The sequence below is a fragment of the Paenibacillus sp. FSL H8-0332 genome (assembly GCF_037963835.1).
GTDB classification, from domain to species: Bacteria; Bacillota; Bacilli; order Paenibacillales; family Paenibacillaceae; genus Paenibacillus_AQ; species Paenibacillus_AQ rhizoplanae.
Genome location: NZ_CP150145.1, coordinates 2,976,038 through 2,990,899, shown reverse-complemented (window position 1 = coordinate 2,990,899; position 14,862 = coordinate 2,976,038). Strand labels below are relative to the sequence as shown.

Genomic DNA, 14,862 nt, shown 5'->3' with positions numbered 1-14,862 from the left:
GCAGCCTGGAGCTTCGGTCCGGCTGTGGCATGATGGTTGTCTCCCCTGCATAAATTGATAACAAGATCTGCCCATGTCCTAAGCTATGAAGAGGGGATAACTCTAATGATAAACTTTAGATTCAGACACTTCCTGTCGGGTTCAGCTCCATTTATACCCGGAGCCGCCGCCATTCTGCTCGCTATAGCCATAGTCGCAGCACCCGAAGCCTCTTTCAAGGCTTCACTTACGGGCCTTTCGCTCTGGTGGACCCTGGTCTTTCCGGCGCTGCTGCCCTTCCTGATCCTGTCAGAGATGCTCAGCGCATCAGGCTTCGTGCACGGTATCGGCGTCCTGCTTGAGCCGCTGATGAAGCGGTGGTTCCGGCTTCCCGGGGCGGGCGGCTGGACGCTTGTACTCGGCCTCACCGCCGGCTTCCCGGCGGGAGCCGGCGGAGTGATGCAGTTGTATAAGCAAGGGGCTATTACGGACAAGGAGGCAGGACGGCTGGCAGCAATCGTGCATTATGCCAGCCCGGTCACGTTGCTTATTGTAGTCGGAACAGCCTTCCTGCACAGTCCAGCCGCCGGGTATGCCCTGCTTGCCATCCACTGGCTGTCAGGCTTAGCCACAGGTATGCTATCCGCCTGCTTCAGCAGCTCCCGCAAGATAGTCTCTCCTATTCCGCAGGGAAGCGACACCAGACATACCGGCAGCCGCTCCCGCGCCAAAAAAGCATCCTTGCCCCGGCGTATCCATCAGGCAGCAGCGGATGCCCGTTCAAGGGACGGACGGGGCTTCGGCAAGGTGCTCGGTGAATCCGTATCTTCCGCCGTACAGAACCTGATGATTGTAGGCGGCTATATGATCATGTTCGCAGTTGTCGTAAGTATTATTACAAGGCTGTTCCCGGGGCTGCCGAATCTGGTTACAGCAAGTCTGCTGGAGATTCATCTCGGCGCCCGGTCGATGACCTCAGCCGCAACAGATCATGAAGGCTTCATCTTAGGCGGTCTACTTGGCCCGGCACTGCTATCCGCCGGACTGGCCTGGAGCGGTATTTGCGCTCAGCTCCAGGCACTCACTGTGCTGAAGACAGCGAATGTCCGCTTCCTTCCGTTCACCGCAGTCAGACTGCTGCATGGACTATTTGCCTTTGCGTTCACACTCCTGCTGTGGACACCGCTGCTCAATCTTCAAGCTGCGGTGCTGCCGGTTATTGCCGCTTCACCCCCAGCCGATCTGCCGCAAATAGGCACTTCGCTGAGAATATGGGCTCTGGCCCCACAGATCCTGGGACTTCAGACACTACTTGTTATGCTGCTGCTGGCATTATCCGCTGCCGTGAAGCTGCTTACATCGAACCGCCGTCCATCCGGCTGAACTTCTGCTTCATGGCCAGCTCCACTTCAGGGGTTACAAAATCCGAGACCTTCCCGCCGAAGTGGGCAATCTCCTTCACCACACTGGAGCTAAGATAGGAGTATCTCGGATTGGTCATCATAAATATAGTTTCTGCTTCAGGGTCAAGATTATGATTAATGGAAGCGTTCTGCAGCTCATATTCAAAATCCGTAACAGTCCGGATTCCCCGGACAATAACCTGGGCATCCTTTTGCCTCACATAGTTAACCAAGAGATCACGGAAGCTGTCCACCTCAACATTCGGTATATCCGCAGTCGCCTGACGCAGAAGCTCTGTCCGTTCCTCGACGGAGAACAGCGGATTCTTGCTCAGGTTGTTCAGCACCGCCACAATCAGCCGGTCGAACTGCTTGGCGGCCCGGTGAATAATGTCCATATGTCCCAGCGTAACCGGATCAAAGGTTCCCGGATAGATGGCGACACGCTCTTTTCTAATTTGCAGACTCATCATTAACCTCCTTGCTGCTTACGGCAGCCTCTGGAAGAGCAGCTTCATACCGGTAGATCGAGATTGTAACCTCTCCATAGACGGATTGCCTCGTTCTCACGAACCCCCGTATATCCTCCGGGTAGGCATATCCCGATTCATGCTCCAGCACGATCACCGCATCCGGGTTCAGTAGCAGCTTGTCCGCCAGCGTAACCATCAGCTCGTCTCCATGCTTCATACGGTAAGGCGGGTCCAGAAAAACAAGATCAAACGCTCTCCCCCGCTTCTGAAGTGCCGCAAGCGCTCTTCCCGCATCATTGCGGTAGACCTCAGCCTGCGCCTCCAGCCGGGCCGCCTTCAGATTTGCGCGCACCGTATCAATCGCCTTTTGCTCCATATCCACAAATACTGCGGCTTCGATCCCTCTGCTCAGGGCTTCGATCCCCAGGCCTCCGGTACCGGCATACAGATCAAGCACCGTACCTCCTTCAAAATAAGGCCCGATCATACTGAATAACGCTTCCTTTACTTTATCGGTAGTAGGCCGTGTGCCATTGCCTGGAACACTTTTAAGCGGCCTGCCTTTTGCACTTCCCGATATGACTCTCACCGATTATCCACCTGCTTTTTAGCTTTTATGTCTCTACATTGTTATGCCATTACAGGGCATAAGTCCAAGCCTATAGTACCACAATTATTCCATGAAATAAAAAGATTGTCCGAGTTTGTCACAATGCGGAGCTGAAGAATATTCGCAAGCAAATGTATAAAACTCCCGTAACCGGGTCATCCTGTAACTATCGACATCACAAAATGTCGTAGACAACCGCGGAGCAGGCTTACGTTTCCCCATAAGCTCTTCGTCCGGTTTCTCCTCTCCCATGAAAGAGGCTCCCGAAAGGGAGCCTCGATTTTTGTTATTTGGTTATTCAAGTGGAAACGGCATTGCCGTCCTTTTAAAGGACGGTACCGTTTCAGTGAGAAAGATAAGGATAATTATAGCGCGAAGCATATAAATTCTTATCTTTTTAAAAAATCCGACGCCCTGTGGGCACCGGATCGGCTCTGCTTATATAATCCGCTTCAGCTTGGCTTCCTGCTCAATGGAGCGCGCTGAGAGAAGTTCGATAATTCTGTGCTGATTCTCCAGGAGAGACTCAACGTTGATGAGCCGCTCGTTGGTATCGAGTACAGCACGTTTAATGAGTTGCTGATCATCCTCAATGCGGGTCAAACGTTGATCAAAATCGTCCATACGATGATCAATGCTGATCAAATGTTGATCAATGCTACCTAGATGCTGATTTATACCTTCCAGATTTTCATCGGTCCTATCTAACCGCTGATTGACAGGCTCCAATTCTTCCCGAATAACGGATCTTAATACCTGCACCAAGTCATTATCCATGAGTTCCGCTCCTTCAAACGTGGTATATAAGATTGTACCAGAATCCAATTCATTATTCTACATCATTTGACCTTGTCGATCTTGAACACAAACTTCCAGGAGGCTGAATTTCCGGAATACCGCCCGCGGTTTTCAACTACCGTCACTGTCAGTGATTTGTTCTGGGTATCCTTCAGGGCTGACACTTTAATCGAGGTGTTCGCTGAGCCTTCATCGGGAATCTTATCTTGTTCCTGCGCTTCAGCACGAAGCTTGATGCTTGCTGTTGAACTGAGATCCAGCGTGACTGAATCTCCTTCCTCAAGCTCCTCTCCATTAACGAATCCGCCCCACCACCACTCATTGCCTACATGATTATTCTCTACCAGGTCTGCACTTACAAACGTAACCTTAACCTTCTGAGTCTTGCCTGCTGCCGATAATGGCTGCGCACTTAAGGATAGCGCAAATATCATCACAAAAAAAAGCGTTGCCAGTTTCCGCTTCATTTTACATTAGCACCTCATTGCTATTCTATTTTTTACCAATTATATCAGGTCAAATGACTTAGTTCTACAGACTCACAAAATATTCATATCTATTGGCTAAATTAGCGAATAAATTCAATCCGCGCGGACAAGGTTACATATATAGTATATGGATATCAGATAGATTCAGGAGGAACCGCTATGAAGAAGCCCTTGTACAAAAAGATGTCATCCCTTGCCCTAGTGATCGTATTCGGCGGTGTTATTGGACTGACCGCAGGCTGCAACGCTCCGGCAAATCAGGCCACCCCGACTCCCACCGAGGCAGCACAGCCGACAGCAGCCCAGCCCACCACTGCGCCGGTCGCTGAGCCGACTGCCGGGAAGGGGTCGATGAACTGGGAATCTGCTATCCAACAAATTGCCGCTACTGATACAGAGGCTACGCAAAAGGCAGATGCTGCGGAGGTTTTGGCGAAATCGTATACTCCGTCGGCTGTGGAGCTTAAGGATTTTGAATCCCAGATCGTGGAGGAGTACACCGCCGGGAATTATCTCGCGCACAGCGAGGACGCCGGATACATGCTGACGAACCTGTTTAAGGCCACCGTAGTTGAGCGCAATCACCCTGACGGTGAAGCCGTTAAGAAGTTTGCCTTTGACTTTTATCAGAACACCAAGAATGTCTTCCGCGGAGCCCATGCTGTGGACAGCGAAGCCGTACAGTCGAATGAAACGCAGATGGACAAGGCGTTGTCAGAGATCACAACCAAGTAAAACTGCTTATGGCTCCGGCATGGGGCCTCCCGTATTTACAATCAAACGGGGACCCTAGTCAAAAAAATAGCCCGGCCTCTTAGAGTGCCGGGTGATGATTTTTATTCATTTGTTCAGATTCTGCCAGACTCTTTCAATAAAATAAAATCAAGCCCGCGCCGGGTCAATTTGATTCCCGCGGTAGTAACCGTCACAGCACCACTGCCTGATCTGGATATCTTAATATTCTCCACCATCCGGCTGTCGGTAAGCTCCTCCATAATATCGGCGAAGGCCTCGGCTTCCAGTTCCATTACCTCTTGATTAACCGGCTGATCCGATTCAATCCGCTTAAGGATGGCATATATCTTTTCCTTCTCTTCCATCGTACACCTCTTTCATGCCAGCACTAATTGCCCTGAAGACAATGACTTCTATTATCGCACATCCCTTCCGGGCATGGCGAATTTAAATTTACTGTCAGGGAGCAAGGCTTGTCCTCTTCTGCGCCTACAAAAAGCGCAGTCCCGGGACTCCACCGGGACCGCGCTGACTGATTGGATCTCCTAGTAGAAGCAAGCACTCAGAATAATAACGAGCAGGATATAAAGAACCAGAATCGCGCCTGTCGATGTCCAAGGACTTACTCCACACGTATTCACGCCGCCTACATTGCCACCGTATCCGCAATCTGCACCCATGAGATTACCTCCTTCATAATGTTGACTACAGAACAGCATATGAGTAAGCAGCCTTATCAGATTGGGCGAAACGGACATAATTTGGGGGCGTATGTACAAGGGCATCCTGCCCGCCCTCACGGCCAGGCAGGATGCATAATGTTACAGATTAATCGGATACCAGGATTCCATCGAAGCTCTCCGGACCTACACGGATTGTACCCAGAAGGTTCGAACTGATGAACGCAGTATAGGTTAACTGCGGAGTAATCGTCGGCAGGAAATCATCGGCAGAGAAGGTGATCACCTGTGGCGCAAGAATACTAAGATTGAAAGTGGAAGTGGCGGAATACACCAACGGATCCGTAGCCAGTGTTCCTCTAACAATAGTTACAGTGATGCCAACCAGTGCAAGGGGTAGCTGAACCGATATCGTTCCTTTCAGAATCACCCGTGGATTCGTACCCACTCCATCTGTAATTAATCCTATCTGTCCGAACAGCTGTGGAGTATCAACTACCAAGATAGGTATTGCAATAGAGTTAGCAAAACTAGCATTCTGCGAGGTTCTACCATCAACATAAGTTCCCATATCAAGCACCTCCTTTCTTGTTAATTTAATATATTCACGATCCTTCCAATTCGCATGGATGATATACCCGCTCTCTTTCCCTATATTACATATTCTCTTACAGCTCCAGCTGTCCTATTCTTCTTTGGTAGTCCCGCTCCGCTTATTGAACGCCAGTTCAAACAGTCCCGTTGCCGATAATCCGGCTAAGCCTCCGGCCCATAGACGAAGAATGAGATTCATATCTGTAAAAGGATACGCAGCCGCTCCTACCAGCAAGCCGATGATCAGCCCCACCGCAGGAACCACGTTGCGCGGAAGGGTCACGCTGTTCTTGACGAGCTGGACCAGCGCCATGACGAATACCGCCAATACGGATGCAAAAGCTAGTACATTGTTAAGTGCATCATTGTACATAACCGCTACCCCCCCTTGCTTGTAACCAGAAGACCGGCGCGGTTCAATACGGTCAGTATCCGGTAGAAATCATAGCTGCCTCCTGACGGCGTATCCAGCAGACCGGCGGCAGACGCTGCCTGTACCGCAGGCTCAGCCCAGGCCGGCACATTCATTACTGTACGGCCCTCAATGACAGTCAGCCGCTCCGCGACACCTTTAATGGCCTGGCCTTGCTCTTGAACGCCGGCCTTCAGTGTATCTCTGCTGACAGACAGCCCTGCCAGCAGCTCCTTCAGTTCCCGCAGCTCGGTTTCCAGCGCCGCAATTTTTTGTTTATCTTCAGCCGACATCTCTTCATCCTCCTTCAGCTCGTCATATTGATACAGGTTATATGAATCCATAATCTGAATCAGCTTGGACGCATAACCCGGGTCCGTTGCGTAGCCTGCAGCAGCAATCTCGCGGGCGGCTGTTTTGCCGTCGACTCCAATAGCCTTGCTGTACAGCTTGGGGTTCCAGGAGACTCCCCCGGTAATCAGCGCGGAATGATCCGTCACAGATTCTCCCCAGTTATTATAGGAACGGAACTGGGCAGTCACCTGTACAGCTTGGCCGTTCCTGTATTCCGTTGTCGGAAGCGCCAGGCTGCCCGCAGGCCCGCTGCCCTTGATGCCGAACAGATTGTTGGCCTTAAGCGTCAAGCCGCTCGTTCCCCAGCCGGATTCCAGCGCTGCCTGGGCAATCGTCAGCGAAGCTGCGATACGGGTGCGCTGCATATCCGCTACTGCGAAAGAAGCGATCCGGGCGATAAATTCGGAGTTCGTCATTGCATCACTTCCTTTCCTACTATATTAAATGCCCCGCCCTGCCAAACTGCCTGTGCTTATCCCTGTTATGATGTATATGGAAGTGAGCTGCAGCTTATACGCACGCAAACAGCGCCGGAGCGGATGCCCCGGCACTGTTTCAATAACCCCCTATATTCCCTTCCGCTAAAATACGCTAAGGATAATAATCAGCAAAATAAACAACACCAGTATGGTGGCCGTTGACGTTCTAAGACCTCCACTCATCTGAAGCCCTCCTCTCTTACGCACATGCCCAGCTTTGACTCCTCTACATCATATGCCTGTAGTCCCAAAAAAACTGGGCGAACGCATAATTTGGGATTTATATGTAATAAAAGTATTGTTAAATCTTCCATCCTGGCTTAAACTAGTAATAATTAACTATATCGGAGGGACTAATTTACTATGCCTTCATATTATTTTAAGGAAATTTGGACACCGCTGAGCTGGATAGGCATTAAGTTTTTCCGGGACGACGAAGGATTTCTGTGGATAAAGAGATGGTCCAATCCACGTAAGCGGTTACGCTGAGTGTAGTGAGATAACGCAAACAACCTTTTATCCGGTCCAAGAGGAGCATTCCCATCCTGCCGATAAAAGGTTGTTTGTTGTTTCTGTCTGCCTCTGATTCCTGATCCTAGGATGCCGCCTCGAAGGTGATCCGGTTCTTCCCGCTCCGCTTGGAGATATATAAGGCTTCGTCCGCGAGCCGCAGCGTCTCAACCGTATCGCCGCCATCCGGACTCCATACAGCAGCACCTACGCTGCAGCCTACACGAAGTTCCTCGCCTTTGATCAGAATCGGCTGGTTGATCTTGCTGATAATCCGCGAAGCCACCACCTCCGCTTCCCTCATCGGTTTGCCCGCCGAGGTATTCAGAATAATCACGAATTCATCCCCGCCCAGCCGGGCAACGATCTCATTGTCCCGCGTACAATCCATCAGCCGGAAGGCTACCTCTTGCAGCAGGGCATCTCCAACCGCATGGCCGAAGGTGTCGTTCACTTTTTTGAAGCCGTCCAGATCCATGTACAAAAAGCTTAGTGTTGTCCGCTTCTGCTTGGCCTTACTGACCGCATGGGCCAGAAACTCATCCAGCGCTGCCCGGTTGGGCAAGCCGGTAAGCTTATCATGCAGCGCCATATCCGACATATAGCTCAGCTTGGTCTCTGTCTTGGTCAGGTTGTTCACCAGACCCCTCAGGGAGGCCGACAGAATCGCAACATCCTTGAACCGCGTAGAGCTCGGGATCTCCACATCGGCACCGGAGCTGAGCAGGTCGGCTGTCCGGGTAATATCCCTCAGCGGTCGGCTGATCCATCCGGCCAGCAGCCAGCCGATCAGTGCGAAAGCCGCAGCGGTCAGCAGACCGCTGATCAGGATGAAGCGTTCAAGCTGATGGACCGAGGCAAAAGCGATGTCCGCGGGCTGACGGATAATGACCGTCCAGCCAAGGCCCGGATAGTTCATGTAACCGTCGCCGTAGGCGTATCCCGTTAAATAGGAGTCACGGCCCCGCTCCTGTTCAATCACGTAGGAGCTATTGCCGCTGCGGGCCTGCTGCAGGACCGCATCCGTCATTCTTTTGCCGGTGAGCGCTGCAGGTCCCAGCAGAATGGTGTCATCCTTCTTGCTGACCACGAATACCTCCACACCCTTAAGCCGTTCCTTGAGCGGATTCACAATGGAGGCCTCGACCTCGCGTGACCACTCCCAGCTAAGATGTGCCGCCAGCACTCCGCTTGTCTGTCCTTGCTTGTCCATGACCGGCACGCTCACATCAACAAATTGCAGGGCTTCCCCCGTCGGGTTAGGCAGCTGCTTAGAGAGCAGCACCGCATCGTGGACATCCCCGATGAAGGTTCCCTTAAGCGCCTGTTGAAAGACCGGCCTCTGGCTGATATTCGTCCCCTGCAGGATCTGATCCGTGGAAGCAACCACATTCCCTGTCTTATCCAGGAAGCCCACCCAGGTAAATACCGGCAGACTCCTCTTCAGCTGATTCAGCAATCCGCCGGCCTCTGCTTGTTCAACGGGCTCCTGAAAAGCATTCAGCTTACTCAAAACTTCTATTTCACCGGAACGTGACCACATGAACTGATCAAGCTTCTCGGACATTTGATTGGCCTCTGCGGCCAGGGAGCTGCCGATACCGACTTCTACGGAAGTGGTGGAACGGTTGCCTATCACATAGCTGAGCATAGCCGTCAGCAGAATGATAATGACCGCAAATGCTGTTGAAAATAAGGTGCGAAGACTTAATGACATGTACACTCTCCTCTTCCGTTGACCTTGTTCATGATTCCGACCACTGAAGATATCTTGCAGCAACATGTCGAAACGGGTCGATATTTCTTTATCGGAAGAGTCCGGCAGAAATATAATACAGCTTCAGGCACACGTCCGTTTTTTCTTGAGTCGTTACCCTACCTTCGCTCCCATAGAGCGGGCCAGCAGCACAGCCTGCTCCACATCCAGCCGCACTCCTTTGAGATCCAGACTCTTCAGGTCAATCCCTTCCAGCTTGGCATCACGCAGATCAGCCCCTGCAAGCTTACACTGGGCAAGCTGGACCCGGCTTAAATCCGCCCCGCGCAAATCCGCCTTTTGCAAATCGCAGCCCAGCATGTCAGCCTCGGTGAACCGGATCTCCCGCAGATCCTGCCTGCTGAGATTCAGATGGCGCAGATTCGTATACGCCCAGTCCCCTCCGCTCAGTGTAATTCCGTCCATATGGGCATTGGCGAAATCCGATCCGACCATCTTGCAGTTCTCGAACTTCGCCACGAACAGATTCGCTCCGGTGAACTTGCAGTTGGTGAACGCGCCATCCTTGTGCAGCGAAGCATTCAGCAGGGCACCGGTGAAATCGCAATCCACAAACCGGCAGCCGCTGGAGGTCATCTCTTCCATAGAAGCTCCCCGGAAGGAGCAGCGCTCAAAGGTACAGCCGTTTATTTCTCCATCCTGCAGTGCCGCGTAATCGAAATTATGCTCATGAAACGTCTCATTTTGATATTGATACATAGTTTATGCACCTCTTTATCTGGGTATTGGAGCAAAGGTATGGTATAACAGATACTATATTAATCTTTAAATATACTACTTTAGGAGATTGTCCAAGTGTAGCCGTTTCGATATAATAGCAAATAAAATCGCGGAGGTAAATGATGGATGACTCCAGCAGAAAAGAACCATTCCGATATGTAATGAACCAGCCCATCGATTGCTGGCTTGAAATTCCCGCCAGTAATTCGGGACCGGGAGCGGGCAAATTGACTGAGGGTATCCTGCTTGACCTTAGCCGCTCCGGCTGCAAGGTCCGCACCTCGCTGAACCTCCGCTTCACCGCAGGGGACACGAAGCTGATTATTCATTTTCAGCTGGCGGAAGAGAAGCTACAGTATGAAGGCAGGGTCCGCTGGGGCTGGATGTTCGGTCTGGGGCAATACCAGTATGGGGTAAGGCTGGACCTGCAGGAAGACGAGGAAGAACAGCTGCTGCGGGAGCTGGAGCTCTGGACCAGCGGAAGAAGCGCGCAAGGCTTGTAGCCTTTGCGCTCCCTAATAATGCATACAAACGCAAGCAAGGCTGATTAGGAGCCTTGCTTGCGTGAAATAAGAACGATGGATTATCCCTCTGCTACACTTCGCTTTATACTTCGATTCGTCTCCTCACCAGCGCAACCATTCCATAGATCATCAGGCAGACCACCGCCACTTCAAACAGCAGCGCGCCTTGATTAATTGGAAGATATTTTATAGTGAATTCACTGCCGGACTGAGAACTTCCAGGGTAAATCTCGAATTTAAAGGCATTATCTAAACCTACGAAATAGGTGTCAAAAAGAAACTTCTCCAGATAACCAATCCCGTTCTCCAGCAGGACCAGAAGGGCGATGCCAAGCCAGACTCTCCCCTTCATGCGCAGACTAAAGGCTACTGTAAAGGAGAACATCACCATCACCATGAGAAATAAGGTGGACCAGACCGATTGAAGCAATGCCCGGAAGCCAACCGTCCATAGATTGCCGGGCAGTAAATCCACCATATTCAGCAGCTTGAGGATTCCCAGATGGGCCAGGCCGAGGAGGATGACCACCCCAATCAGCAGCAGCGCCAGCAGCATGGGAGACAGGACCGTCTGCAGCGCAGTAACCGGCAAAAGCCGCCGCTGATAGGATTTAAGATTACGGAAATATCCGGTAACGGCTATAAATATCATTGCGATGGCTAGGATGCAGTAAATAACCAGATTCAGGGAAGCCAAGCCCGTGTCTATCTTTGCACTGGAGATCCACAGTCCGGCCTGAACGAGCAACGCAATTACAATAAAGACGAGAATGCGTTCTTTTCGGCGTTTAAGATCATATTTCAATAGCTTCAGCATTCGGCAAACACCTCTCTGAACAGCTCATCTACACTCTTCCCGTGCTCCTGTCTCAGTTCTTCCACCGGACGATGCAGCACAATCTCCCCATCCTTCAGGAAAATCACCTCGTCAAAGATCCGTTCGATATCCGTCACCAGATGGGTAGAGAGCAGAATACTGCTGTCCTCCTCATAGAACTCCATCAGCGCATTCAGGATCTTGGTCCGTGCCACCGGATCAACGCCTCCAATCGGCTCATCCAGCAGGTATAATCTGGCCCGGCGGGAGAGCGCTAAGGTCAGCTGCAGGCGTTCGTTCATTCCTTTGGATAACATCCGCACCTTATCCGCTGTACGCAGCTTCATGAAATCCAGCATCCGCAGCGCCTTGGCCTGATCGAAATCCGCGTAGAAATCCTGCTGGAATCTCAGCGCATCCCCGATATTCATCCACGACTCCGTTACCGGCCTATCCGGCATGAAGGAGACGAGCTTCTTGCTCTCTACTCCCACGGGCACCCCGAGGATTGAAATCTGCCCCGAGCCTGGCCAGGCGAGTCCTGAGATCAGCTTCATGAGCGTGCTTTTGCCGCTGCCGTTGGTTCCCAGAAGACCAGTGATGGTGCCGCTGCCCAGCTTGAAGGATACCTGATTCAGCACCTGTCTGGGGCCGAACTGTTTGCTTACATTCTGAATATCAAGTATATCATCCACTCTTCTTACTCCCCCTGTTCTTGGTCCCGCTTATGAATGTTCTCTGCTACTGCAGTTAGAATATCTTCGCCCTGGAAGCCGAGCTCCTGCATCCCGCGGATAAAACGGTCCAGCACATCCTGTGCCATCTCCTTCTTGACGGTCAGAATCGTCTCTTCGCTTCCGGTCACATATCTGCCCATGCCGCGGCGGGTCTCCACGATGGTCTCACGCTCCAGTTCCTGAAATGTTCTTTGCACGGTATTCGGGTTAATCTGCAGTTCAGCGGCCAATTCACGGACAGAGGGAATCTTATCTCCAGGCTTCAGCTTGCCGGTGATAATCTCTCCCTTGATGTAATTCATGATCTGGAGATAAATCGGCTGGTTATTATCGAATTCGATCCCCATCAAGCAACATCCCTGCGTCTGAAGACGGCGAAGCCTGCAAGCAGGAACAGCGTCATGTAGATGCACAGCAAGATAATGGAGAAGCTCAGCGTCATTCCCTGCATCGGCGCACCGCCATCCTGGTAGGCTGCGAGATTAAGGTTAGGGAACAGCACATATTTGTAGAACTCGCGGGAAATGACCAGCTTGTCGATGGTGGTGGCGAAGATGGTCGCCCCAATGGTTACGCCCGTTGATTTCGTCAGAATCCCCAGCATGAACCCTATCGTAGCGTAGACGGTGCAGTACACAGTTGAATATAGCAGCGAAGCAAGGATCTCTCTTATTCCCGCCTCCCCTCCGCTGAGTCCGAATAAGACCGCTCCCGAGAGGAACAGCGCCACCGCTGCAACTACCTGCATGTTCAGTGTATACAGCAGCACAGTTACATATTTGGAGGCCAGGATCGCCGTACGGCTGCGGGCACGGATCAGCAGAAATTTGATCGTCCCCTGGCTGTATTCCCTGGATACAATTCCTGCCGTCCCGACGATCACCAGAATGGCAAGAATCTGTCCAATGCCTCTGGGCTGCAAGGAATCCGCCGTAAAGTCTGCCGCTGAAGCATAGATATCCGTAGCAAATGTACGTGTCATATAGCCCACTGCCAGCGCCAGCACCAGCAGGATGACATAAGGAATGCTATTACTGCGTTTCTTCGATATTTTGAGCCATTCATTCAGAACAAGCAGATTAAATTTACGCAATGCGGTTGCCCCCTGTCCATTTCAGGAAATCCTCTTCCAGACTTTGTCTATTCTCAGTAATCCGGTATATCCCGACCTTGGCTTCGCTGAGTGCCGCCACCAGCTCCGGCACGGCTCCATCTGGCAGCTGCACATGCAGCTCGGAATGGGCTTCATCCGCTCCAGTGACCTTGACGCCCTGCAAGGCTCCGGCCACAGTCCGTGCTGCTTCAATCTTGTCTACCCGGATGGCAAGTGCTACCTCACTCCGCGCCTCCGGTGCTCCAGTAAGCTGTGTCACCGTTACAAGCTTGCCGTTCTGAATGACCACTGCGCGGTGACAGATCTGTTCAATCTCGGCCAGCATATGACTGGAGATTAGAATGGCAATGCCCTCTACCTCTGCTATTCTCCGCATATAGTCGCGCATCTCCCGGATGCCGGCGGGGTCCAGGCCGTTGGTCGGCTCATCCAGAATGAGCAGCTTCGGCGAGTGCAGCAAGGCCTGAGCGATCCCCAGACGCTGGCGCATACCGAGTGAATACGCCCGAACCTTCTTGTTCATCGCCTCCTGCAGTCCCACCAGCTCCACGACCTCCTTGATCCGCGATGTCCCGGCTCCGTCACTCATCCGTAAATATTGCAGCAGATTATCGTACCCGGTCATATGCGGATAGAACTCGGGATTCTCAATAATCGCCCCGATCTGTGAGATCGCCTGCTTGAAATCCTTCCGGATGCTGTGCCCATGAATCAGAACATCCCCTTCGCTCATGCGGATCAGTCCGGTCATCATCCGGATGGTGGTCGTTTTGCCGGCGCCATTCGGTCCCAGCAGCCCGACGATCTCTCCCTTCTGAATCTTGAAGCTTAGATTATCTACAATTGCCTTACCTTTAATCACTTTACTGACGCCCTGCATTTCCAGTACGGTTTGTTCTTGCGCCGGGCCAGACGGCCCCTGAGCCTTAAGAACGGTTGAATTCATGACAGCCTCCTTGTGAAGATAGGTATGGGTGGAGTAGCAATTCCACAGGTTGTTGCTGAGCTGAAATATGTGTATCCTCATCGTTGTGTTGGTGTGTTAGTTAAATAGTACACTAGAGATTTATGTTTGTAAAGCGAGTTTGTGAAAAATTTCCTGAAGCTGTATGTAAACAGGCTATTCGTTCAGGGGTTCTAACCATACCAGTCTCTATCAGCATACATAGAATAGTATTGCAGCTGGCAGTAACGTGCTGCTTTTGCCAAAACGCTCCAAGGAGGAATACACATGAATAAAGAGGTTCATATCTCTCAGACTTATCCAAGACTGACGGTGTACAGCGAAGAAAACTTCCGGGGAAGAAGCAGAATCTACAGAGGCAATCTGGGTATCCGCGATACGGACAATATTCTGGATGGCATCGAAAGCCTCCGCTTCTTCTCGACCAGCAGCAATGCCACGCTCGTTCTGTTCAGCAGAACCCGGTTCAGAGGCAGCTTCCGTGTGCTTCGCGGCAACCACAGCATCCGCGATCTGGATGACTACATCTCCGGCAATGACGTAGAATCGATCATCTCCACCAACCAGAGACTGACGCTGGACCAGATCCGCCGTATCCGCAGCAGCGGGGAACTTCCTGCAGGCTACCGCTTAATCTAACAGAATACGCACGCTGAACAGGGCACCCTCTGGTATCGCCCAGCCGGAGAGTGCC

21 protein-coding genes are annotated in these 14,862 nt (G+C 51.7%); 4 read left to right on the top strand and 17 right to left on the bottom strand.

Annotated elements, in window-relative coordinates; all coding sequences use genetic code 11:
• Positions 1-105: 105 nt before the first annotated feature.
• Entirely contained in the window at positions 106-1,362 is a 1,257-nt protein-coding gene (locus NST43_RS12920; RefSeq protein ID WP_339224790.1) for a nucleoside recognition domain-containing protein, read from the top strand.
• On the opposite strand, the gene coaD is transcribed toward NST43_RS12920, so the two are convergent.
• The 4 genes from coaD to NST43_RS12900 form a co-directional block, all read right to left on the bottom strand.
• The gene (gene coaD / locus NST43_RS12915) at positions 1,334-1,852 is read right to left on the bottom strand and encodes a pantetheine-phosphate adenylyltransferase (RefSeq protein WP_209986041.1); all 519 of its coding nucleotides are present in this window, start codon (positions 1,850-1,852) and stop codon (positions 1,334-1,336) included. The genes NST43_RS12920 and coaD overlap by 29 nt on opposite strands.
• A complete protein-coding gene (gene rsmD, locus NST43_RS12910; protein ID WP_209986038.1) occupies positions 1,836-2,444 on the bottom strand; it encodes a 16S rRNA (guanine(966)-N(2))-methyltransferase RsmD in 609 nt (202 codons plus the stop codon). Before rsmD ends, coaD begins: the two co-directional genes overlap by 17 nt.
• Before the next feature lie 459 nt (positions 2,445-2,903).
• Positions 2,904-3,242: a hypothetical protein gene (locus tag NST43_RS12905; RefSeq protein WP_339224789.1), complete on the bottom strand. Its 339-nt coding sequence runs from the start codon at positions 3,240-3,242 to the stop codon at positions 2,904-2,906.
• A gap of 62 nt (positions 3,243-3,304) precedes the next feature.
• A complete protein-coding gene (locus tag NST43_RS12900; RefSeq protein WP_339224788.1) occupies positions 3,305-3,697 on the bottom strand; it encodes a hypothetical protein in 393 nt (130 codons plus the stop codon).
• A gap of 213 nt (positions 3,698-3,910) precedes the next feature.
• Between NST43_RS12900 and NST43_RS12895 the strand changes: the two genes are divergently transcribed.
• The gene (locus tag NST43_RS12895; protein WP_209986030.1) at positions 3,911-4,486 is read left to right on the top strand and encodes a hypothetical protein; all 576 of its coding nucleotides are present in this window, start codon (positions 3,911-3,913) and stop codon (positions 4,484-4,486) included.
• A gap of 113 nt (positions 4,487-4,599) precedes the next feature.
• Here NST43_RS12895 and NST43_RS12890 read toward each other — a convergent pair whose 3' ends face one another.
• From NST43_RS12890 to NST43_RS12855, 8 genes are all read right to left on the bottom strand, one after another.
• Positions 4,600-4,851, bottom strand: coding sequence for a YjcQ family protein (locus NST43_RS12890; protein ID WP_339224787.1), 252 nt, complete (start codon positions 4,849-4,851; stop codon positions 4,600-4,602).
• A 180-nt stretch (positions 4,852-5,031) separates the two neighbouring features.
• Positions 5,032-5,166 carry a YjcZ family sporulation protein gene (locus NST43_RS12885; RefSeq protein WP_209873522.1) on the bottom strand — a complete coding sequence of 45 codons (135 nt, stop codon included), beginning with the start codon at positions 5,164-5,166 and terminating at the stop codon, positions 5,032-5,034.
• 148 nt (positions 5,167-5,314) lie between these two features.
• Entirely contained in the window at positions 5,315-5,737 is a 423-nt protein-coding gene (locus tag NST43_RS12880; RefSeq protein WP_339224786.1) for a hypothetical protein, read from the bottom strand.
• A gap of 114 nt (positions 5,738-5,851) precedes the next feature.
• Positions 5,852-6,133, bottom strand: a complete 282-nt coding sequence (locus NST43_RS12875; RefSeq protein WP_209986021.1) for a holin — start codon at positions 6,131-6,133, stop codon at positions 5,852-5,854.
• 5 nt (positions 6,134-6,138) lie between these two features.
• Positions 6,139-6,942 (bottom strand): glucosaminidase domain-containing protein, encoded by an 804-nt coding sequence (locus tag NST43_RS12870; RefSeq protein WP_209986019.1) that lies wholly within the window; start codon positions 6,940-6,942, stop codon positions 6,139-6,141.
• Between the two features lie 165 nt (positions 6,943-7,107).
• Entirely contained in the window at positions 7,108-7,188 is an 81-nt protein-coding gene (locus tag NST43_RS12865; protein WP_245368211.1) for a YjcZ family sporulation protein, read from the bottom strand.
• A 412-nt stretch (positions 7,189-7,600) separates the two neighbouring features.
• Complete coding sequence (locus NST43_RS12860) at positions 7,601-9,232, bottom strand: diguanylate cyclase (RefSeq protein ID WP_339224785.1); 1,632 nt, start codon at positions 9,230-9,232, stop codon at positions 7,601-7,603.
• Between the two features lie 153 nt (positions 9,233-9,385).
• Positions 9,386-9,991 carry a pentapeptide repeat-containing protein gene (locus NST43_RS12855; RefSeq protein WP_209985996.1) on the bottom strand — a complete coding sequence of 202 codons (606 nt, stop codon included), beginning with the start codon at positions 9,989-9,991 and terminating at the stop codon, positions 9,386-9,388.
• A 182-nt stretch (positions 9,992-10,173) separates the two neighbouring features.
• Between NST43_RS12855 and NST43_RS12850 the strand changes: the two genes are divergently transcribed.
• Positions 10,174-10,515, top strand: a complete 342-nt coding sequence (locus NST43_RS12850) for a PilZ domain-containing protein (protein WP_339224784.1) — start codon at positions 10,174-10,176, stop codon at positions 10,513-10,515.
• Positions 10,516-10,618: 103 nt separating this feature from the next.
• Here the strand turns inward: NST43_RS12850 and NST43_RS12845 are convergent, their stop codons facing one another.
• The 5 genes from NST43_RS12845 to NST43_RS12825 are packed head-to-tail and all read right to left on the bottom strand — an operon-like array spanning position 10,619 to position 14,150.
• Positions 10,619-11,353 carry a hypothetical protein gene (locus tag NST43_RS12845; RefSeq protein ID WP_339224783.1) on the bottom strand — a complete coding sequence of 245 codons (735 nt, stop codon included), beginning with the start codon at positions 11,351-11,353 and terminating at the stop codon, positions 10,619-10,621.
• Positions 11,347-12,048 carry an ABC transporter ATP-binding protein gene (locus NST43_RS12840; RefSeq protein ID WP_339224782.1) on the bottom strand — a complete coding sequence of 234 codons (702 nt, stop codon included), beginning with the start codon at positions 12,046-12,048 and terminating at the stop codon, positions 11,347-11,349. The genes NST43_RS12845 and NST43_RS12840 overlap by 7 nt, the downstream gene beginning before the upstream one ends.
• A 5-nt stretch (positions 12,049-12,053) precedes the next feature.
• Positions 12,054-12,437, bottom strand: coding sequence for a GntR family transcriptional regulator (locus tag NST43_RS12835; RefSeq protein WP_339224781.1), 384 nt, complete (start codon positions 12,435-12,437; stop codon positions 12,054-12,056).
• On the bottom strand, positions 12,437-13,183 hold the full coding sequence (locus tag NST43_RS12830; protein ID WP_339224780.1) for an ABC transporter permease: 747 nt from the start codon (positions 13,181-13,183) through the stop codon (positions 12,437-12,439). The genes NST43_RS12835 and NST43_RS12830 overlap by 1 nt, the downstream gene beginning before the upstream one ends.
• On the bottom strand, positions 13,176-14,150 hold the full coding sequence (locus tag NST43_RS12825; protein ID WP_339224779.1) for an ABC transporter ATP-binding protein: 975 nt from the start codon (positions 14,148-14,150) through the stop codon (positions 13,176-13,178). Before NST43_RS12825 ends, NST43_RS12830 begins: the two co-directional genes overlap by 8 nt.
• Positions 14,151-14,435: 285 nt before the next feature.
• Between NST43_RS12825 and NST43_RS12820 the strand changes: the two genes are divergently transcribed.
• Positions 14,436-14,807 (top strand): hypothetical protein, encoded by a 372-nt coding sequence (locus NST43_RS12820; RefSeq protein WP_339224778.1) that lies wholly within the window; start codon positions 14,436-14,438, stop codon positions 14,805-14,807.
• Positions 14,808-14,862 lie beyond the last annotated feature (55 nt).